Genomic DNA, 17,162 nt, shown 5'->3' on the forward strand with positions numbered 1-17,162 from the left:
TTCGTCGTCGAGGACGGCCGCTACCTGTCCGCCCGATGGCCGGGCGACGCGTATCTGTTCGCCCGCCGCTACCTCGCCCTCCTCGCCCGGGGCACGGCGGGCTGAGGTACGCGGCGCCGCGTGAACCGCGCTCGTGTCAGATCGTGGCCGCGTCGATGACGAAGCGGTAGCGCACGTCGCTGTCGAGGACCCGCTCGTACGCCTCGTTGATCTCGTCGGCACGGATCAACTCGATCTCCGCGCCGATGCCGTGCCCGGCGCAGAAGTCCAGCATCTCCTGCGTCTCGGCGATGCCGCCGATGTTGGAGCCTGCGACGCTCTTGCGGCCGGTGACGACGGAGAAGAGGTCGAGGGCGATCGGCTCCTCCGGGAGCCCGACGTTGACCAGGGCGCCGTCGGTCTTCAGCAGGGACATGTACGCGCTGTAGTCGAGCGCCGCCGAGACGGTGGAGAGCACGACGTCGAAGGTGCCGTCCAGTTCCTCGAAGGTCTTCGGGTCACTGGTGGCGCGGTAGTGCTCGGCGCCCATCCGCAGCCCGTCCTCCCTCTTGCGCAGTGACTGCGAGAGCACCGTCACTTCGGCGCCGAGCGCGTCGGCGCTCTTGACGGCCAGGTGACCGAGGCCGCCCATGCCCACGATCGCCACCTTCTTGCCCGGGCCCGCACCCCAGTGCCGCAGCGGCGAGTAGGTGGTGATGCCGGCGCAGAGCAGCGGCGCGGCGACGTCCAGGGAGAGGCCGTCGGGGATGCGCACCACGTAGTTCTCGTCGACGACCATCGTCCGGGAGTAACCGCCGTAGGTGGGCCGGCCGTCCTTGCCGGTGTCGTTGTACGTCTCGACCTTGCCGCCGCTGCCCGTGCAGTACTGCTCCAGCCCGGCCTCGCAGTTGGCACAGGTGCGGCAGGAGTCGACCATGCAGCCGACGCCCACCCGGTCGCCGGCCCGGAACTTCGTGACACCCGCGCCGACTTCGCGGACCACTCCCGCGATCTCGTGGCCGGGGACCATGGGGAAGATCGCCTCGCCCCACCCCTCGCGGACCTGGTGGATGTCGGAGTGGCAGATGCCGGCGTACTTGATGTCGATCAGGACGTCGAACTCGCCGACCGCACGGCGCTCGATGGTGGTGCGCTCCAGCGGAGCCTTGGGGGCGTGCGCGGCATAGGCGGTGGTGCTGGTCATGTGGGGGATCTCCTGATGGGCTGATTCCGATGCGTTCGGTGAGCGTGGGTCGGGTGACCCGGCCCCGGCTGCCGTGGCCCTCGACCGTCGTCCGGCGCGGCAGTGGACCCCGGCGCCGGCCCGGTGGGCCCTCGCCGTCCAGGACACCACGCGGTCTCCGCCCCGCGGAGGCCGCTTTCCGGCCCTGGCCTGCCGGGGAAGCCGATGCGTAGGACTCGGCGGCCCCCTTTCCCCGGTCCCCCGCACGGGCGCCCCGGCGCAGAATGGAGACGTGGCCAGAAACGTCGAGCTCAGCGAATTCCTGCGCCGTTCCCGCGCCCGCATCACCCCCGAGTCGGCGGGGCTGCCCGAGCGAGGGGCGTACCGGCGGGTGCCGGGGCTGCGCCGCGAGGAGGTCGCCCTGCTGGCCGGGGTGAGCACCGACTACTACACCCGCCTGGAGCAGGGACGGCAGATCAGCCCCTCGGCGGGGGTACTGGAGGCGGTGGCCGCCGCCCTGCGCCTGGACGCCGCGGAACGCGCCCACCTGTTCGACCTCGCCGGGCCCAAGCCCGGCACGGCCCGCCGCAAGGCACCGGCCGTGCAGCGCGTCCGGCCCGGGGTCAGGCGGTTCCTGGACTCCTTCACCGACCAGGCCGGCTTCATCCTCGGGCGCCGCACCGACGTACTGGCCAGCAATCACCTGGCCCGCGCGCTGATCACGGACTTCGACGCGCTGCCCGCGCGGGAGCGCAACCTCACCCGCTGGATCCTCCTCGACGAGGCGGCCCGCTCCCTGTACCCGGACTGGGAGCAGGTCGCCGAGGAGATGACCGCCATCCTGCGGCTCGACGCCGGCCGCCACCCCGAGGACACCCGCACCGCCGAACTGGTCGGCGAACTGGCCATGAAGAGCCGGCACTTCCGCTGCTGGTGGGCCGACCACAAGGTCTACGACCGCACTCACGGGCACAAACGCCACCACCACCCCGTCGTCGGCGACCTGACCGTGGACTATCAGGCCTTCACCATGCCGGGCGAGACCGACCAGACCGTCTTCCTGTACCTGCCGGCCCAGGACCCGGTCTCCCAGGACGCCTGGAAGCTGCTCGCCAGCTGGAGCGCCGGGCAGCCGGCCCGACGGACGGGCTCCGGGGCGACCGGCAAGACCGTCCACGAATAGGAGACCGCGCTCGCGGGGCGCGGCGCGCCCCTGATGACGCGGACCGGCGCTGCCCGGGCCGGGACTCCCCCGGGTCCTCCGGCGTCCCCCGCCCGACGTCACAGGAGCCGCCGGCGACACCTCCCTCGGATACCTCTCGACGTTTTTCGCTCAGGTGTTCTATTCTCTGACCAGAGCAACAAAAGGAGGCGGCATGAGGTGGGACAACCTGAGCCGCGACACGGCGGCGACCACGCCCGCGCTCTTCGGCATGGACGCCGTGACCCGCACGTTCGACACGCCCGAGTTCCGCGGCATCACGTTCCACGAGGTGCGTGCCCGCAGCATCGTCAACCGGGTGCCGGGAGCGTCCCGGATGCCGTTCGAGTGGACGATCAACCCCTACAGAGGGTGCAGCCACGCCTGCGTGTACTGCTTCGCCCGCAAGACACACAGCTATTTGGACCTGGACTCCGGCCTGGACTTCGACTCGCAGATCGTCGTCAAGGTCAACGCGCCGGAGCTGCTGCGCCGCGAACTGGCCGCACCGCGCTGGCAGGGCGAGCACATCGCCATGGGCACGAACGTCGACTGCTACCAGCGCGCCGAGGGACGGTACCGGCTGATGCCGGGCATCCTGGCGGCGCTCCGCGACCACGCCAATCCGTTCTCGATCCTGACCAAGGGGTCGCTGATCCTGCGCGACCTCGACCTGCTGGTCCAGGCGTCGCGTGTCACGGAGGTCTCCACCGCCGTCTCCGTCGGCTTCCTGGACCGGAAGCTGTGGAACACCGTGGAGCCGGGCACCCCGGCGCCCGCGCGGCGGCTGGACGTCTGCCGGACGCTCAATGACCACGGCATCCCCTGCGGCGTCCTGATGGCACCCGTGCTCCCCTACCTCAGCGACTCGCCGGAGCAGTTGCGGGAGACCGTCCGCGCCATCGCACAGGCCGGCGCCACCTCGGTCACCCCGCTCGTCCTGCATCTGCGCCCCGGCGCCCGCGAGTGGTACATGGCGTGGCTGTCGGTGCACCACCCCCGTCTGATCTCCCGCTACAAAGCGCTGTACGAGAGCGGTGCCTACGCCCCGACCTGGTACCAGCGGCGGATCACGCGCCAGGTGCACGAATTCGCCGACGAGTTCGGCATAGGCCCCTCGCGTCCGGCGGCCGCCCGGCGTCTGCGGTCCGTGCCCGCGCTGCCCGCCGACGAGACGGCCGCCCAGGAACCGGTACCGGAGCCGACGCAATTGACGCTGCTCTGAAAAAAGCCCCTGGCCTGCGCCGCACTCGTGCGCATAGCGTCCGGTGCATGACCGATATACGGGCGATGGCCCGCGAAGACATCGACGCCGTGTGCGCGATCCGCGTCAGCGGCTGGCGGGCGGCGTACGCGGGGATCGTCCCGCAGCCCTACCTGGACGCCATGGACGCCGCGGCGGACGCGGAAACGCGCCGGGGGTGGTTCGACGCGGGCAGCGGCCGGGTCGACAACCTTGTCGCGTCCGACGGCGCCGGACTCACGGGATGGGCGGCACTCGGCCCGTACCGCGGCGAACAGGACGGCGGCGAGGTCGGCGAGTTGTACGCCATCTATGTGCGTCCGGACCGCATCGGCCAAGGCGTCGGACGCGCCCTCATGGACGCCGTCCGGACGCGGGCAACCGAACGCGGCTTCCGGCGGCTGCGGCTGTGGGTGCTGGCCGACAACGCGCCCGCGCGGCACTTCTACGTCCGGGCCGGCTTCGGACCGGACGGCACCGACCAGATCGAGATGTACAACGAGGTGCCCCTCAAGGAGCTCCGTTACGCCGCGGACCTGGACTGAGGCGTCCCGCCAGCCTCCGCGTCGCGGCACTGGGCGCCTCCTTGCGCGCCCTGGCCAGCACGGACGCGGCGACCGGGTCGCCGGAAGACGCCAGCGCCCGCACGACGCGCCGCGGGTAGGGCGGCGCGCACAGCCCGGCGAGCGCGGCGGTGGCACGGGGCTCGTCCCGGTAGCGGGCGAGTCCGCGCGCGGCGGCGCTGCGCACCTCCTCGTCCGGGTCACCGGCCGCGGCCAGCAACACGTCCAGCACGGCCGCGCCGCCGATCCGGCCGAGGGCGTCCACGGCCGGGGCGCGCAGGGCCGGAACCCCGGCGGCACGGCCCAGCAGCGGCACCGCTCGCACGTCCCCGAGCCGGCCGAGCTCCTCCGCACAGCCGCGGGCGGCCTGGAGGCCGGGCCGCCCCTCGTCCAGGAGCCACTGCAGGGTGGCCGTCAGGGCCGGCACCGACTCCGGAGCGCCCAGGCGGCCGAGCAGGCGGATCGCGGCGAGGGCGTAGGTGATGCGCAGCCGGTTGGTCGCGAGCGCGGCGGCGGCACGGGCGGTACGGGGGTCCCCGAGCCGGGCGAGGGTGTCCGCCGCGGTCACGTTGCGGAGGGCGTCGCGGTGGTTCAGGAGCAGGACGAGCGTCTCGAAGGCCCGGCGGTCGCCGGCCCGCCCGAGCAGGACGGCGGCGATCTCCCGGTCCCCCAGGGAGCGCGACGGCTCGGTCAGGACACCGGCGAGCGCGTCCCGCGCATCGTGATGGTCCGTCCTCCCGAGCGCCACGAGTGCCGCTTCCCGCACGGCCGCCTCGGGGTCCCGGGCGGCCGCCGTGAACAGGGCGAGGTGGGCCGCGTCCCCGGCGAGGCCCAGGAGATCCAGGGCGAGTGCCCTGGCCCGGGGCACGGGATGGGCGGCGTACCGCAGCAGCAGCGGCACGCTTCCCGGCGCGGGCGGCGCCACCGCCGGGCTCGGTGTCCGGCGCCAGTGCGGGCGCCCACCCCCGTGGACGACGCGGGCGACGGTCCGCTCGAGCCGGTCCGGGTACCAGGAGGGCGCGCCCGGTTCCGCAGCGGCGTCGGCGAGGAGCGCGAGGAGCGGCCCGGCGGTCTCCGGGGCGCGTGCGGCCGTGAGCGCCTCCAGGGCGTAGCGGCGCTCGTCCTCCGTGCCGCCGGGCAGGACGCCGAGCAGGGCGGGGACTCCGGGCGACCGGCCCGCCGCCACGTCGAGCAGTGCCCGTTCCTCCGGGCCGAGGAACGGCCGCACCATGGCGGCGGCATCCCGGGACGCCGCCATGCGCCGTACATAGGCGTCGCGGGACTCACGGTCCCCGGGGGTGGCGAAGGCCAGCAGCCCGAGGACACGGCGCGGCTCGCCCCGCTCCCGCAGGGCGGCCAGGGTGGTGCCGCCGGAGTGTACGGACGGGTACAGGGCGCCGGCCCGTCGCGCCGCACGGCTCCCAGGGAAGCGCGTGTCCTCCGCACCGTCCACAGCGTCCCCTTTCGCCTGCGCTCACCCTAGTGGCCCGCTCATCTGTCATGGGTACAAATCACATGGGCGGAGGGGCTGGCGCGTCGGTTACTCGCCAGTTACCCTCTAACCAACGCACACCGCGGCCTGGTGACGCAGCCGCCGTGTGCCGCCGTTGTCGGTTCGGCACCATCGCGGCGCAGCCCCGGGACAGGGCTCGCCAGCCTCTCCACGCGGGCACGCACACCCACGCGTACGCACCCCGCGGCTCCTCACAACTCCTCTCCCGCCCGCGCCTGTGCCACGAAGACGCACGGCGCGGACCCTCAGCAACTGGAGTTCCGCGATGGACCGTCCACGTCCCTTCCGCACTGTCGCCGTCGTCGGCCTCGGCACCATGGGCACCGGCATCGCCGAGGTCATGGCCCGTGCCGGTCACGAGGTGATCGGCATCGAGACCGACGAGGCCGCGGCGCGTCGCGCCGTCAGCTCCCTGGAGTCCGCCACCGCCCGCGCCGTGCGGCGCGAGCGCATGACGGAGTCGGAGCGCGGCGGCGTCCTGGCCCGCTTCCGCACCTTCTCCGACCTCCAGGCGGCGGCCGACGCCGACCTGGTGATCGAGGTCGTCACCGAGCACTTCGAGATCAAGCGCGAGGTCCTGTGCGGGCTCGACGCGGTCGTCAAGCCCGACGCGATCATCGCGACCGGCACCAACGCCTTGTCGGTGACGGAGCTCGCCTCCCGCACCTCGCGCCCCGACCGCGTCCTCGGACTGCACTTCTTCGCGCCGGCCCCGGCCATGAAGCTGGTCGAGGTGGTCTCGACGGTGCTCACCTCGCCGGAGGCCACCGAGGGCGTCACCACGCTCGTCCGCGGCTTGGGCAAGGAGCCGGTGGCGGTCGGCGACCGTCCGGGCTTCATCGCGGACGGGCTGCTCTTCGGCTACCTCAACCAGGCCGCCGCCATGTACGAGTCGCGCTACGCCACCCGCGAGGACATCGACGCGGCGATGCGGCTCGGCTGCGGTCTGCCCATGGGCCCGCTCGCGCTGCTGGACCTGATCGGCATCGACACCGCCCAGACCGTGCTGGAGGCGATGTACCAGGCCTCCCACGACCGTCTGCACGCCCCGGCACCGATCCTCGGGCAGCTCACCGCGGCGGGCCTGCTGGGCCGCAAGACCGGTCGCGGCTTCTACACGTACGAGGCCCCCTGCAGCGCCACGGTCGTGGCGGACACCGAGACGCCCGCCGCCGGCGGCGGGGCCGCGTCCGGCCGCCCCGTGCGGCGCGTCGGCGTGGCGGGCTCGGGCACCATGGCCACCGGTATCGCGGAGGTCTTCGCGAAGGCGGGCTACGAGGTCGTGCTGGCCGCCCGCGGCCAGGAGAAGGCGGACAACGCCCTGGCGGCGCTCACCAAGTCCCTGGACCGGTCGGCGGCCAAGGGCCGGCTCACCCAGGAGCAGCGGGACGAGGCCGTGGCCCGGGTGACCGCGGCCGGTTCGCTGGACGCGTTCGCGGAGGTCGACCTGGCCGTCGAGGCCGTCGCCGAGGACCTGGCGGTCAAGCAGCAGCTCTTCGCGACCCTGGACAAGGTCTGCAGGCCGGGCGCGGTCCTGGCCACGACCACCTCCTCGCTGCCCGTGGTCGCCATAGCGACCGCGACGTCGCGTCCCGGTGACGTCATCGGCATGCACTTCTTCAACCCCGCTCCGGCCATGAAACTGGTCGAGGTGGTCCGCACCGTCCTGACCGCCGACGACGTGCACGCGACGGCGCACGAGGTCTGCGGCAGGGTCAGGAAGCACGCCGTGGACTGCGGCGACCGGGCCGGGTTCATCGTCAACGCGCTGCTGTTCCCCTACCTGAACAACGCGGTGAAGATGGTCCAGGAGCACTACGCCACGGTGGAGGACATCGACGCCGCGATGAAGCTCGGGGGCGGTTACCCGATGGGCCCGTTCGAGCTGCTGGACGTCGTGGGCCTGGACGTCTCGCTGGCGATCGAACAGGTGCTGCACAAGGAGTTCCGCGACCCCGGCCTGGCGCCGGCGCCGCTCCTGGAGCACCTGGTGTCGGCGGGCTGCCTGGGCCGCAAGACCGGTCGCGGCTTCCGCGAGTATGCCCGGCGCTGAGCCCGCGGACGGCTGGGGCGGCCTGCTGGGGCCGCCCCACAGGCTGCGGAAGCCGGGCCCTGCCCATGAGGCGGCGGGAATGCAGTACGTTCGCGGTATGTCCCAGCCCGCGAAGCCCACTCGTACCTCCTCCGCGACCGCCCAGCGCCATCGCGTACGCCAGGAGCTGGCGGCCTCCGCAATGCACCTCTTCGCGAGCCAGGGCTACGAGGCGACGACCGTGGACGAGATCGCGGCGGCGGCCGGGGTCGCCCGGCGGACGTTCTTCCGGCATTTCCGCTCCAAGGAAGAGGCGATCTTCCCCGATCACGACGACACCCTGGTGCGCGTCGGGCAGGTGCTGGACTCCGCGGAGCCCCACGAGCACCCCTTGGACACGGTCTGCCGCGGCATCACCGAGGTATTGCGGATGTACGCGGAGGCGCCCGAGGTCTCCGTCGAGCGCTACCGCCTGACCCGGGAGATCCCGATCCTGCGCGAGCGCGAGATCGCCTCGGTGGCCCGTTACGAGCGGTTGTTCACGCGCTACCTGCTGGGCCACTTCGACGAGAGCGCCCAGCACGACGGCGACGACGACCCGCTGCTGGCGGAGGTCGCGGCGTCCGCGGTGGTCGCCGCCCACAACCACGTGCTGCGGCGCTGGCTGCGGGCCGGGGGCAAGGGCGACGTGGAGGTGCAGCTCGACCACGCCTTCGAGGTGATCAAGGCCACCTTCGGCACGGGCATCGGCCGCCGGCCCGTCCCGACCCCGGTGCTCGCCTCCCGGCAGGGCGAGGTGGTCGTGGCCGTCGCACGCACCGACGCCTCGCCCGCGGAGGTCATGCGGACCATCGAGAAGGCCCTGAAGGGCGCGTAGGCGCTGCGCCCGGCTCCCGGGGGCGACCCCGGAGGCGCCGCGTCCGGACCCCGGCGCACCCGCGCACGGCATGGGGGTGGCACCCCGTGCCACCCTCCTCCACCGCGCTCCGGGCGGCCGCCGCCCGACTCGCCGCCCGGGCCGGCCGGTGGGACCGTGGGATGTCCCCACCCCGGCCACGACCACCGTCCCGGACAGCCACACCCCGCTCAGATGTGCAGCCGTGATGCCATTTGAGAAAATTTGTTGGCACCCAGTGTCTTGCCGAGTGGCACGCGGTGCCATACCGTGAAAGCAGTCCGGGCGGGCGGCGTGCAGCGAACCCTCGCACGCCGTCTGTCCCCAAAGGCCCGGACGCCTGCGTCACAGGCACTCCACCGCGCCACCAAGCGCTCTTGCTCGATCCGTGCGACCGTCACGGAAAAAGCACAACCGCCGAACCGACGGCACGACCCACCGCAACCCCCGACGTTCCCTCAAGCGTCCCTACGTCGCGCTTCGCCGGAGGCATCACCGTGAAGGACATCCTCGACGCAATCATGGCGTCCGAAAGCACGGCCGCGGACTTCGCGGCCCTGCCGCTCCCCGAGTCGTACCGTGCCGTCACCGTCCGCAAGGACGAGGCCGGCATGTTCGAGGGCCTGGAGAGCAGCGAGAAGGACCCGCGCAAGTCGCTGCACGTGGACGACGTGCCCGTGCCCGAGCTCGGTCCGGGCGAGGCCCTGGTGGCCGTCATGGCCAGCTCGGTCAACTACAACTCGGTGTGGACCTCGATCTTCGAGCCGATGTCCACCTTCGGCTTCCTGGAGCGGTACGGCAAGCTCTCCCCGCTCACCAAGCGGCACGACCTGCCGTACCACATCATCGGCTCCGACCTGGCGGGCGTGGTCCTGCGCACCGGCCCCGGTGTGAACGCCTGGCGGCCCGGCGACGAGGTGGTCGCGCACTGCCTGTCCGTGGAACTGGAGTCCGCGGACGGCCACAACGACACGATGCTCGACCCCGAGCAGCGCATCTGGGGTTTCGAGACCAACTTCGGCGGCCTCGCCGAGATCGCCCTGGTGAAGTCCAACCAGCTGATGCCCAAGCCGAAGCACCTCAGCTGGGAGGAGGCAGCCGCCCCCGGCCTGGTGAACTCCACCGCCTACCGGCAGCTGGTCTCCCGCAACGGCGCCGGGATGAAGCAGGGCGACAACGTCCTGATCTGGGGGGCCAGCGGCGGCCTCGGTTCCTACGCCACCCAGTTCGCGCTGGCCGGCGGCGCCACCCCGATCTGCGTGGTGTCCTCGCCGCAGAAGGCGGAGATCTGCCGCAGCATGGGCGCCGAGGCGATCATCGACCGCAATGCCGAGGACTACCGGTTCTGGAAGGACGAGCACACCCAGGACCCGAAGGAGTGGAAGCGCCTTGGCAAGCGCATCCGCGAGCTGACCGGCGGCGAGGACGTCGACATCGTCTTCGAGCACCCGGGCCGCGAGACCTTCGGCGCCTCGGTGTACGTCACGCGCAAGGGCGGCACGATCGTTACCTGCGCCTCGACCTCGGGCTTCACCCACGAGTACGACAACCGCTACCTGTGGATGTCGCTCAAGCGCATCGTCGGCTCGCACTTCGCGAACTACCGCGAGGCGTGGGAGGCCAACCGCCTCGTGGCCAAGGGGAAGATCCACCCGACCCTGTCGCGGACGTACAGCCTGGAGGACACCGGCCAGGCCGCCTACGACGTGCACCGCAACCTCCACCAGGGCAAGGTCGGCGTGCTGGCGCTGGCCCCGCAGGAGGGGCTCGGCGTCCGCGACGAGGAGATGCGGGCCCAGCACATCGACGCCATCAACCGCTTCCGGAACATCTGAGGTCGGGAACGAGCATGAGCGAGCGTCAGAAGGATCGTCCGTGGCTGATGCGGACCTACGCCGGGCACTCCACCGCCGAGGCGTCCAACGCCCTCTACCGGCGCAATCTCGCCAAGGGCCAGACCGGCCTGTCGGTCGCGTTCGACCTCCCGACGCAGACCGGTTACGACCCCGACCACATCCTCGCCCGCGGCGAGGTGGGCCGGGTCGGGGTCCCGGTCGCCCATCTCGGTGACATGCGCCGGCTCTTCCAGGACATCCCGCTGGACGGGATGAACACCTCGATGACCATCAACGCCAGCGCCATGTGGCTGCTGGCGCTGTACCAGGTCGTCGCGGAGGAGCAGGGCGCGGACATCACGAAGCTCCAGGGGACGACGCAGAACGACATCGTCAAGGAGTACCTGTCGCGCGGGACGTACGTCTTCCCGCCGGTGCCCTCGCTGCGGCTGACGACCGACATGATCGCCTACACGGTCGGCCGCATCCCCAAATGGAACCCGATCAACATCTGCAGCTACCACCTGCAGGAGGCCGGCGCCACGCCGGTCCAGGAGATCGCGTACTCCATGGCGACGGCGATCGCCGTCCTGGACGCCGTCCGCGACTCCGGCCAGGTGCCGCAGGAGCGCATGGGCGACGTCGTGGCGCGCATCTCCTTCTTCGTGAACGCCGGCGTGCGCTTCGTCGAGGAGATGTGCAAGATGCGGGCCTTCACCCGCATCTGGGACCAGGTCACCAAGGAGCGCTACGGGATGGAGGACCCCAAGCAGCGCCGCTTCCGCTACGGCGTCCAGGTCAATTCGCTCGGCCTGACCGAGGCCCAGCCGGAGAACAACGTCCAGCGCATCGTCCTGGAGATGCTGGCCGTGACGCTCTCCAAGGACGCCCGCGCCCGCGCCGTGCAGCTGCCGGCCTGGAACGAGGCGCTCGGCCTGCCGCGCCCCTGGGACCAGCAGTGGTCCCTGCGCATCCAGCAGGTGCTGGCGCACGAGAGCGACCTGCTGGAGTACGCGGACATCTTCGACGGCAGCCATGTCGTCGAGGCGAAGGTCGGCGAGCTCGTCGAACAGTCGCTGGCCGAGATCGGGCGGATCCAGGAGATGGGCGGCGCCATGGCCGCCGTCGAGTCGGGCTACCTCAAGTCGCAGCTGGTCTCCTCGCACGCCGAGCGCCGTGCGCGGATCGAGTCCGGCGACGAGAAGATCATCGGGGTCAACTGCTACGAGGGCACCGAGCCCAGCCCGCTCACCTCGGACCTGGACGGCGCCGTCATGACCGTCGACCCGGAGAACGAGGCCCGGGTCGTCGCCGCCCTGCACGACTGGCGGGACAACCGGGACGAGTCCCGCGCCCAGAAGTCGCTGGAGGCCCTGAAGGCGGCCGCCGCCGGAACGGCCAACCTGATGGAGGCCACCTTGGAGTGCGCGCGGGCCGGCGTCACCACCGGCGAGTGGTCCTGGGCCCTGCGCGACGTCTTCGGCGAGTACCGGGCCCCCACGGGCGTCGGCGGCGCCCCCGTCGCGGTCACCGCCGAGGAGGGCACGCCGCTGGCCGAGGTGCGCCGCAAGGTGGCGCTCACCGCGCGGGAGCTGGGCGGCGGCAAGCTGCGGCTGCTGGTCGGCAAACCGGGACTGGACGGCCACTCCAACGGCGCCGAGCAGATCGCCGTGCGAGCCCGTGACGCCGGCTTCGAGGTGGTCTACCAGGGCATCAGGCTGACGCCCGAGCAGATCGTCTCGGCGGCGGTCGCCGAGGACGTGCACTGTGTCGGCCTGTCGATCCTGTCCGGCTCGCACGCCGAGCTGGTGCCGGACGTCCTGGAGCGGCTGCGCCGTACGGGGGCGGACGACGTCCCGGTCATCGCCGGGGGCATCATCCCCCCGGCGGACGCGGCCAAGCTGATCGAGTGCGGCGTCGCCGCCGTGTTCACGCCGAAGGACTTCGGAATCACGGAGATCATCGGCAGGATCGTGGACGAGATCCGCAGGGCGAACAAGCTGGACCCGCTGGAAGTCCCCGCGTGACCTCAGCGGCAGTCACCCGTACGAGCAAGCACGACATCCCGGAGGCGCAGAAGCGATGCAGTTCGGCCGCACGTATGAAGAGTTCGAGGTCGGCGCTGTCTACAAGCACTGGCCCGGGAAGACGGTCACCGAGTACGACGACCACCTCTTCTGCCTCCTGACCATGAATCACCACCCGCTCCACATGGACGCGAACTACGCCGAGCAGACGACCGATTTCGGCCGGAACGTCGTCGTGGGCAACTACATCTACTCGCTGCTGCTGGGCATGTCCGTCCCGGACGTCTCCGGCAAGGCGATCGCCAATCTGGAGGTCGAGTCGCTGAAGCACGTGGCGCCGACCTTCCACGGCGACACCATCTACGGCGAGACCGCCGTGCTGGACAAGTGGCCGTCGAAGTCCAAGGACGACCGGGGCATCGTCCATGTGGAGACCAAGGGCTACAAGCAGGACGGCACCCTGGTGTGCGTCTTCCGCAGGAAGGTGATGGTCCCGACCGCCACCTACATCAAGGAGCGAGGCGGCGAGCAGCCCGGCCGTCCGTCCGTCGCCCACTGAACTCGTAGGAGAAACGACAGATGAGCCGTCTCGCCCAGACCGACGGGCTGACCGACATCCAGCAGGAGATCCTCTCCACGGTCCGCAGCTTTGTCGACAAGGAGATCCTCCCGGTCGCCAACGAGCTGGAGCACAAGGACGAGTACCCCACCGACATCGTCGAGGGCCTGAAGGAACTGGGCATCTTCGGCCTGATGATCCCCGAGGAGTACGGCGGCCTCGGCGAGTCCCTGCTCACCTACGCCCTGACGGTCGAGGAGATCGCCCGGGGCTGGATGAGCGTGTCGGGCATCATCAACACCCACTTCATCGTCGCCTACATGCTCAAGCAGCACGGCACACAGGAGCAGAAGGACCACTTCCTGCCCCGGATGGCCACCGGCGAGGTGCGGGGCGCGTTCTCGATGTCGGAGCCGGGCCTGGGCTCCGACGTCTCCGCCATCCGCACCAAGGCCGTCCGTGACGGCGACGACTACGTCATCAACGGCCAGAAGATGTGGCTGACCAACGGCGGCACGTCCAACCTCGTCGCGGTCCTCTGCCGCACGGACGAGGGGCACCCGGAAGGGGCGGCCCCGCACAAGTCCATGACGACCTTCCTCATCGAGAAGGAGCCGGGCTTCGGCCCGAACCCGGCGGTGAAGGGCCTCACCGTGCCCGGGAAGATCGAGAAGATGGGCTACAAGGGGGTCGACACGACCGAGCTCATCCTCGAGGACGTCAGGATTCCGTCACATCGCGTCCTCGGCGGCGAGAGCGGCCGCGGTTTTTACCAAATGATGGACGGCGTGGAGGTCGGCCGGGTCAACGTGGCCGCCCGGGGCTGCGGCGTGGCGCGGCGCGCCTTCGAACTGGGGATCGCCTACGCCCAGCAGCGGGAGACCTTCGGCAAGCCGATCGCGCAGCACCAGGCGATCCAGTTCAAGTTGTCGGAAATGGCCACCAAGGTCGAGGCCGCGCACGCCCTGATGGTCAACGCCGCGCGCAAGAAGGACTCCGGCCAGCGCAACGACCTGGAGGCCGGCATGGCGAAGTACCTGGCCTCGGAGTACTGCAAGGAGGTCGTCGAGGACGCGTTCCGCATCCACGGCGGTTACGGCTTCTCCAAGGAGTACGAGATCGAGCGTCTGTACCGCGAGGCACCGATGCTGCTGATCGGCGAGGGCACCGCCGAGATCCAGAAAATGATCATCGGTCGCCGGCTGCTCGAGGAGTACCGGATCCAGGGATGAATGTCTGGGTTGTGACGCTTTGCGCTAGCCAAAGGTCACACCCAGTCATCAATAACCGGCCACGGACTCCGCCACTGGCTTGCCCAGTTGCCCGTCACTGCCGATACCATTCACGGAAAGCCGCCGTCCCCAGAACCATCTTGCGGCACCCTCCGCTACGAAGGTCTTCCATGCCCCACAGCCAATCCTCTGCTAAACGCGACAGCCTGGCCGGCGTACGCCTCGCGCGCGGAGCATCGCCGTGGCTCCTCCCGACCGTGGCCACCGCAGCGGTCAGCCTGGCCCGCGCCCGCCGTTCCGGGCGCTGGGCGGCCGTGGCCGTCCCCACCACCGCCCTCGCGGCGGGCATGCTGTGGTTCTTCCGCGACCCCGAGCGGGAGATCGCCCAGGGCCGCGTCATCTCGCCGGCCGACGGCGTGGTGCAGAGCATCATGCCGTGGAAGGACGGGCGCACCCGCGTCGCGATCTTCATGAGCCCGCTGAACGTCCACGTCAACCGCGCCCCCCTCGCGGGCACGGTCACGTCGGTGGAACACATCCCGGGTGGGTTCGTTCCGGCGTTCAACAAGGAGAGCGAGAACAACGAGCGCGTTGTCTGGCACTTCGACACCGAGCTCGGTGACATCGAGATGGTGCAGATCGCCGGTGCCGTCGCGCGTCGCATCGTGCCCTACGTCCCGCAGGGCACCAAGGTCGAGCAGGGTGACCGGATCGGACTGATCCGGTTCGGCTCCCGTGTCGACATCTACCTTCCCGAGGGCGTCGAGCCCGCCGTCGAGGTCGGCCAGACCACCGTTGCCGGGGTGACTCGCCTTGACCGTGATTGAGCCCGACGCGCAGGCACCGTGGGTCGCCGCGGTGGACGAGGACGACGACGATGACATGCCGCTGTCAACGCGGCTGTCGATAGCGGACGGCCTGACCCTCGGCAACGCGATCTGCGGATTCATGGCGGTGTACTTCACCACCACCGGAGTCCTGGTCCCGCACCTCATGGGCAGCACCGACGGCGGCATGACGCGGCACAGCGCCGCCACCGCCGTACTGCTGATGCTCATGGCGTCGGTCTTCGACCTCTTCGACGGGCTCGTGGCGCGCAAGCTGCGCAGCTCGGCGATGGGCGCGGAGCTCGACAACCTCTCCGACCTCATCAGCTTCGGCCTGGCCCCCGCCTACTTCGTGGTGGTCTGGGGTCTGATCTCCGACGACGCCTACGGCAAGCTGTCGGCGGTGGCCGCCGTCGTCGTGCTGCTCGCGGTCGTGCTGCGGCTGGCCCGGTTCTCCTGCACGACGGTCCGCGAGGGCATCTTCCAGGGCATGCCGAGCCCGTTCGGGGCCATGACCGTGATCTCGGTGGTGCTGCTGGAGCTGCCGTTCATCCCGACGGTGCTGGCCATCGTCGGTGTGGCGTGGCTGATGGTCAGCCGGGTCGAGTACCCCAAGCCGCGGGGCCGGCTCGCCCTGATCACCCTCGCCTGGATCGTCGTCAGCATGGGCTGCCTGGTCTGCTGGGCCTTCGCGGTCCCCGGTGGCGACGTGCTGCTGCAGACAGGCGCGGCCCTGCAGATCTGCGCGGCGGCGGTCATCCCGCTGTTCGCGACGACCCGCAGGGTCAACACGATCCGCAACAACCGCCGTGAGGCGCGTACGGCCCAGCTTCCATAGCCGTACGAGGAACTCCGTGGGGCCCCGAGCCGGGTACGGCTCGGGGCCCCACGTGTCTGCGGCGGCCCGGACGCGACGGCTCAGAGCAGGACGTCGCGCGCGATGTCGACGGCGAGCCGTTCCAGCAGCGGCCCGGCCTCGGCCATGCAGCGCGCCGGGTCCGGCTCGATGTCGGTGAGGGCGTACGCGCGCCGGATGCCCGCGGCGGTCAGCGCGGCCGGCGGCAGGGCGAGGCGCCCGCAGACGGCGACCACCTCCACGTCCCGGGCGCGGGCGGCGGCCGCCACACCGGCCGGGGCCTTGCCGTGCAGGGTCTGTTCGTCCAGGGAGCCCTCGCCGGTGATCACCAGATCGGCTCGTTCGAGCGCCTCCGCGAAACCGAGCATGTCCATCAGGACCTCCACCCCGGGCCGGAACCGCGCCCGCAGCCCGACGAGGGCGCCGAAGCCGACACCGCCCGCCGCGCCCGCGCCGGGCGCCTCGGCCGCCGCGGCGGCGTCCAGTACCTCGGCGAAGCGGGCCAGGGCGGTGTCCAGGGTCGCGACGTCGTCCGGGGTGGCGCCCTTCTGCGGCCCGTAGACCGCGGCCGCCCCCTTCGGGCCGAGCAACGGATTGTCGACGTCGCTGGCGAGGACCACCTCGGTGTCCGCCAGGCGGGCGTCGAGTCCCGACAGGTCCGCCGTCGCCACGTCGGCGAGCGCCGCGCCCCCGGGACCCACCGGCACACCCCGCGCGTCCAGCAGCCGGGCGCCGAGCGCGGCGAGCATGCCGGCGCCGCCGTCATTGGTGGCGCTGCCGCCGACCCCGAGCACGAGGGAGCGGGCCCCCGCGTCGAGCGCCGCGCGCAGCAGTTCGCCGGTGCCATAGGTGGTGGCGGTCAGCGGGGCGAAGACCCCCGGCGGCAGGTGCCGCAGCCCGGACGCCTCGGCCATCTCGACGACGGCGGTGCCGCCGCGCAGCGCGTAGGCGGCCGTGACCGGCTCCCCCAGCGGTCCGGTGACCTCCACCAGACGTCGTTCGAAGCCCGCCGCGACGGCGGCGTCCACGGTCCCGTCCCCGCCGTCCGCGACAGGTACGGACTCGACGACGACGTCCGGGGCGGCGCGCCGCAGCCCGGCGCCGATCCGCTGGGCCACCTCGACGGCGGTGAGTGAACCCTTGAACTTGTCCGCGGCGATCAGTACTCGCGCTCGCCGTGTGTCCGTCACATTGATCTCCCTTACCGCAGGTCGCGC

13 protein-coding genes and 1 pseudogene are annotated in these 17,162 nt (G+C 71.4%); 11 read left to right on the forward strand and 3 right to left on the reverse strand.

The genetic code is table 11. The features are described 5' to 3' along the window. Nucleotides 1-136: 136 nt before the first annotated feature. Nucleotides 137-1,183: an NAD(P)-dependent alcohol dehydrogenase gene (locus ACIP98_RS27615; protein ID WP_401978480.1), complete on the reverse strand. Its 1,047-nt coding sequence runs from the start codon at nt 1,181-1,183 to the stop codon at nt 137-139. A gap of 271 nt (nt 1,184-1,454) precedes the next feature. On the opposite strand from ACIP98_RS27615, the gene ACIP98_RS27620 reads away from it, so the two are divergent. From ACIP98_RS27620 to ACIP98_RS27630, 3 genes are all read left to right on the forward strand, one after another. Beyond that, nucleotides 1,455-2,345 carry a helix-turn-helix transcriptional regulator gene (locus ACIP98_RS27620; RefSeq protein ID WP_319664800.1) on the forward strand — a complete coding sequence of 297 codons (891 nt, stop codon included), beginning with the start codon at nt 1,455-1,457 and terminating at the stop codon, nt 2,343-2,345. Nucleotides 2,346-2,538: 193 nt separating this feature from the next. Next, entirely contained in the window at nt 2,539-3,588 is a 1,050-nt protein-coding gene (locus tag ACIP98_RS27625; RefSeq protein WP_401978482.1) for an Rv2578c family radical SAM protein, read from the forward strand. Nucleotides 3,589-3,635: 47 nt separating this feature from the next. Then, nucleotides 3,636-4,151, forward strand: coding sequence for a GNAT family N-acetyltransferase (locus ACIP98_RS27630; RefSeq protein ID WP_401978484.1), 516 nt, complete (start codon nt 3,636-3,638; stop codon nt 4,149-4,151). A 166-nt stretch (nt 4,152-4,317) separates the two neighbouring features. Here ACIP98_RS27630 and ACIP98_RS27635 read toward each other — a convergent pair. Beyond that, a pseudogene (locus tag ACIP98_RS27635) lies at nt 4,318-5,427 on the reverse strand (HEAT repeat domain-containing protein); the annotation flags it as partial. Nucleotides 5,428-5,947: 520 nt separating this feature from the next. Between ACIP98_RS27635 and ACIP98_RS27640 the strand changes: the two are divergent. From ACIP98_RS27640 to pssA, 8 genes are all read left to right on the forward strand, one after another. Next, on the forward strand, nt 5,948-7,735 hold the full coding sequence (locus ACIP98_RS27640) for a 3-hydroxybutyryl-CoA dehydrogenase (protein WP_319664794.1): 1,788 nt from the start codon (nt 5,948-5,950) through the stop codon (nt 7,733-7,735). Nucleotides 7,736-7,832: 97 nt separating this feature from the next. After that, nucleotides 7,833-8,591 (forward strand): TetR/AcrR family transcriptional regulator, encoded by a 759-nt coding sequence (locus ACIP98_RS27645; RefSeq protein WP_401978486.1) that lies wholly within the window; start codon nt 7,833-7,835, stop codon nt 8,589-8,591. Nucleotides 8,592-9,106: 515 nt separating this feature from the next. Beyond that, nucleotides 9,107-10,444 (forward strand): crotonyl-CoA carboxylase/reductase, encoded by a 1,338-nt coding sequence (gene ccrA, locus ACIP98_RS27650; protein ID WP_319664791.1) that lies wholly within the window; start codon nt 9,107-9,109, stop codon nt 10,442-10,444. Between the two features lie 14 nt (nt 10,445-10,458). Beyond that, a complete protein-coding gene (locus ACIP98_RS27655; RefSeq protein WP_401978488.1) occupies nt 10,459-12,471 on the forward strand; it encodes a protein meaA in 2,013 nt (670 codons plus the stop codon). Between the two features lie 55 nt (nt 12,472-12,526). Next, a complete protein-coding gene (locus ACIP98_RS27660) occupies nt 12,527-13,030 on the forward strand; it encodes a MaoC family dehydratase (RefSeq protein WP_319664788.1) in 504 nt (167 codons plus the stop codon). Between the two features lie 20 nt (nt 13,031-13,050). Further along, nucleotides 13,051-14,262 carry an acyl-CoA dehydrogenase family protein gene (locus ACIP98_RS27665; RefSeq protein WP_319664786.1) on the forward strand — a complete coding sequence of 404 codons (1,212 nt, stop codon included), beginning with the start codon at nt 13,051-13,053 and terminating at the stop codon, nt 14,260-14,262. 170 nt (nt 14,263-14,432) lie between these two features. Continuing rightward, on the forward strand, nt 14,433-15,089 hold the full coding sequence (locus tag ACIP98_RS27670) for a phosphatidylserine decarboxylase (RefSeq protein ID WP_319664784.1): 657 nt from the start codon (nt 14,433-14,435) through the stop codon (nt 15,087-15,089). Continuing rightward, entirely contained in the window at nt 15,076-15,927 is an 852-nt protein-coding gene (gene pssA / locus ACIP98_RS27675; RefSeq protein ID WP_319664783.1) for a CDP-diacylglycerol--serine O-phosphatidyltransferase, read from the forward strand. The genes ACIP98_RS27670 and pssA overlap by 14 nt, the downstream gene beginning before the upstream one ends. A gap of 80 nt (nt 15,928-16,007) precedes the next feature. Here pssA and ACIP98_RS27680 read toward each other — a convergent pair whose 3' ends face one another. Further along, the gene (locus ACIP98_RS27680; RefSeq protein WP_401978490.1) at nt 16,008-17,135 is read right to left on the reverse strand and encodes a glycerate kinase; all 1,128 of its coding nucleotides are present in this window, start codon (nt 17,133-17,135) and stop codon (nt 16,008-16,010) included. Between the last annotated feature and the right edge of the window lie 27 nt (nt 17,136-17,162).

Source organism: Streptomyces sp. NPDC088354, from assembly GCF_044753585.1.
Lineage (GTDB): Bacteria > Actinomycetota > Actinomycetes > Streptomycetales > Streptomycetaceae > Actinacidiphila.

Coding starts and splice junctions, on each gene's coding strand:
- ACIP98_RS27615 (WP_401978480.1), bottom strand. CDS start 1,183: ATGACCAGCACCACCGCCTATGCCGCGCACGCCCCCAAGGCTCCGCTG.
- ACIP98_RS27625 (WP_401978482.1), top strand. CDS start 2,539: ATGAGGTGGGACAACCTGAGCCGCGACACGGCGGCGACCACGCCCGCG.
- ACIP98_RS27630 (WP_401978484.1), top strand. CDS start 3,636: ATGACCGATATACGGGCGATGGCCCGCGAAGACATCGACGCCGTGTGC.
- ACIP98_RS27640 (WP_319664794.1), top strand. CDS start 5,948: ATGGACCGTCCACGTCCCTTCCGCACTGTCGCCGTCGTCGGCCTCGGC.
- ACIP98_RS27645 (WP_401978486.1), top strand. CDS start 7,833: ATGTCCCAGCCCGCGAAGCCCACTCGTACCTCCTCCGCGACCGCCCAG.
- ACIP98_RS27655 (WP_401978488.1), top strand. CDS start 10,459: ATGAGCGAGCGTCAGAAGGATCGTCCGTGGCTGATGCGGACCTACGCC.
- ACIP98_RS27660 (WP_319664788.1), top strand. CDS start 12,527: ATGCAGTTCGGCCGCACGTATGAAGAGTTCGAGGTCGGCGCTGTCTAC.
- ACIP98_RS27665 (WP_319664786.1), top strand. CDS start 13,051: ATGAGCCGTCTCGCCCAGACCGACGGGCTGACCGACATCCAGCAGGAG.
- ACIP98_RS27670 (WP_319664784.1), top strand. CDS start 14,433: ATGCCCCACAGCCAATCCTCTGCTAAACGCGACAGCCTGGCCGGCGTA.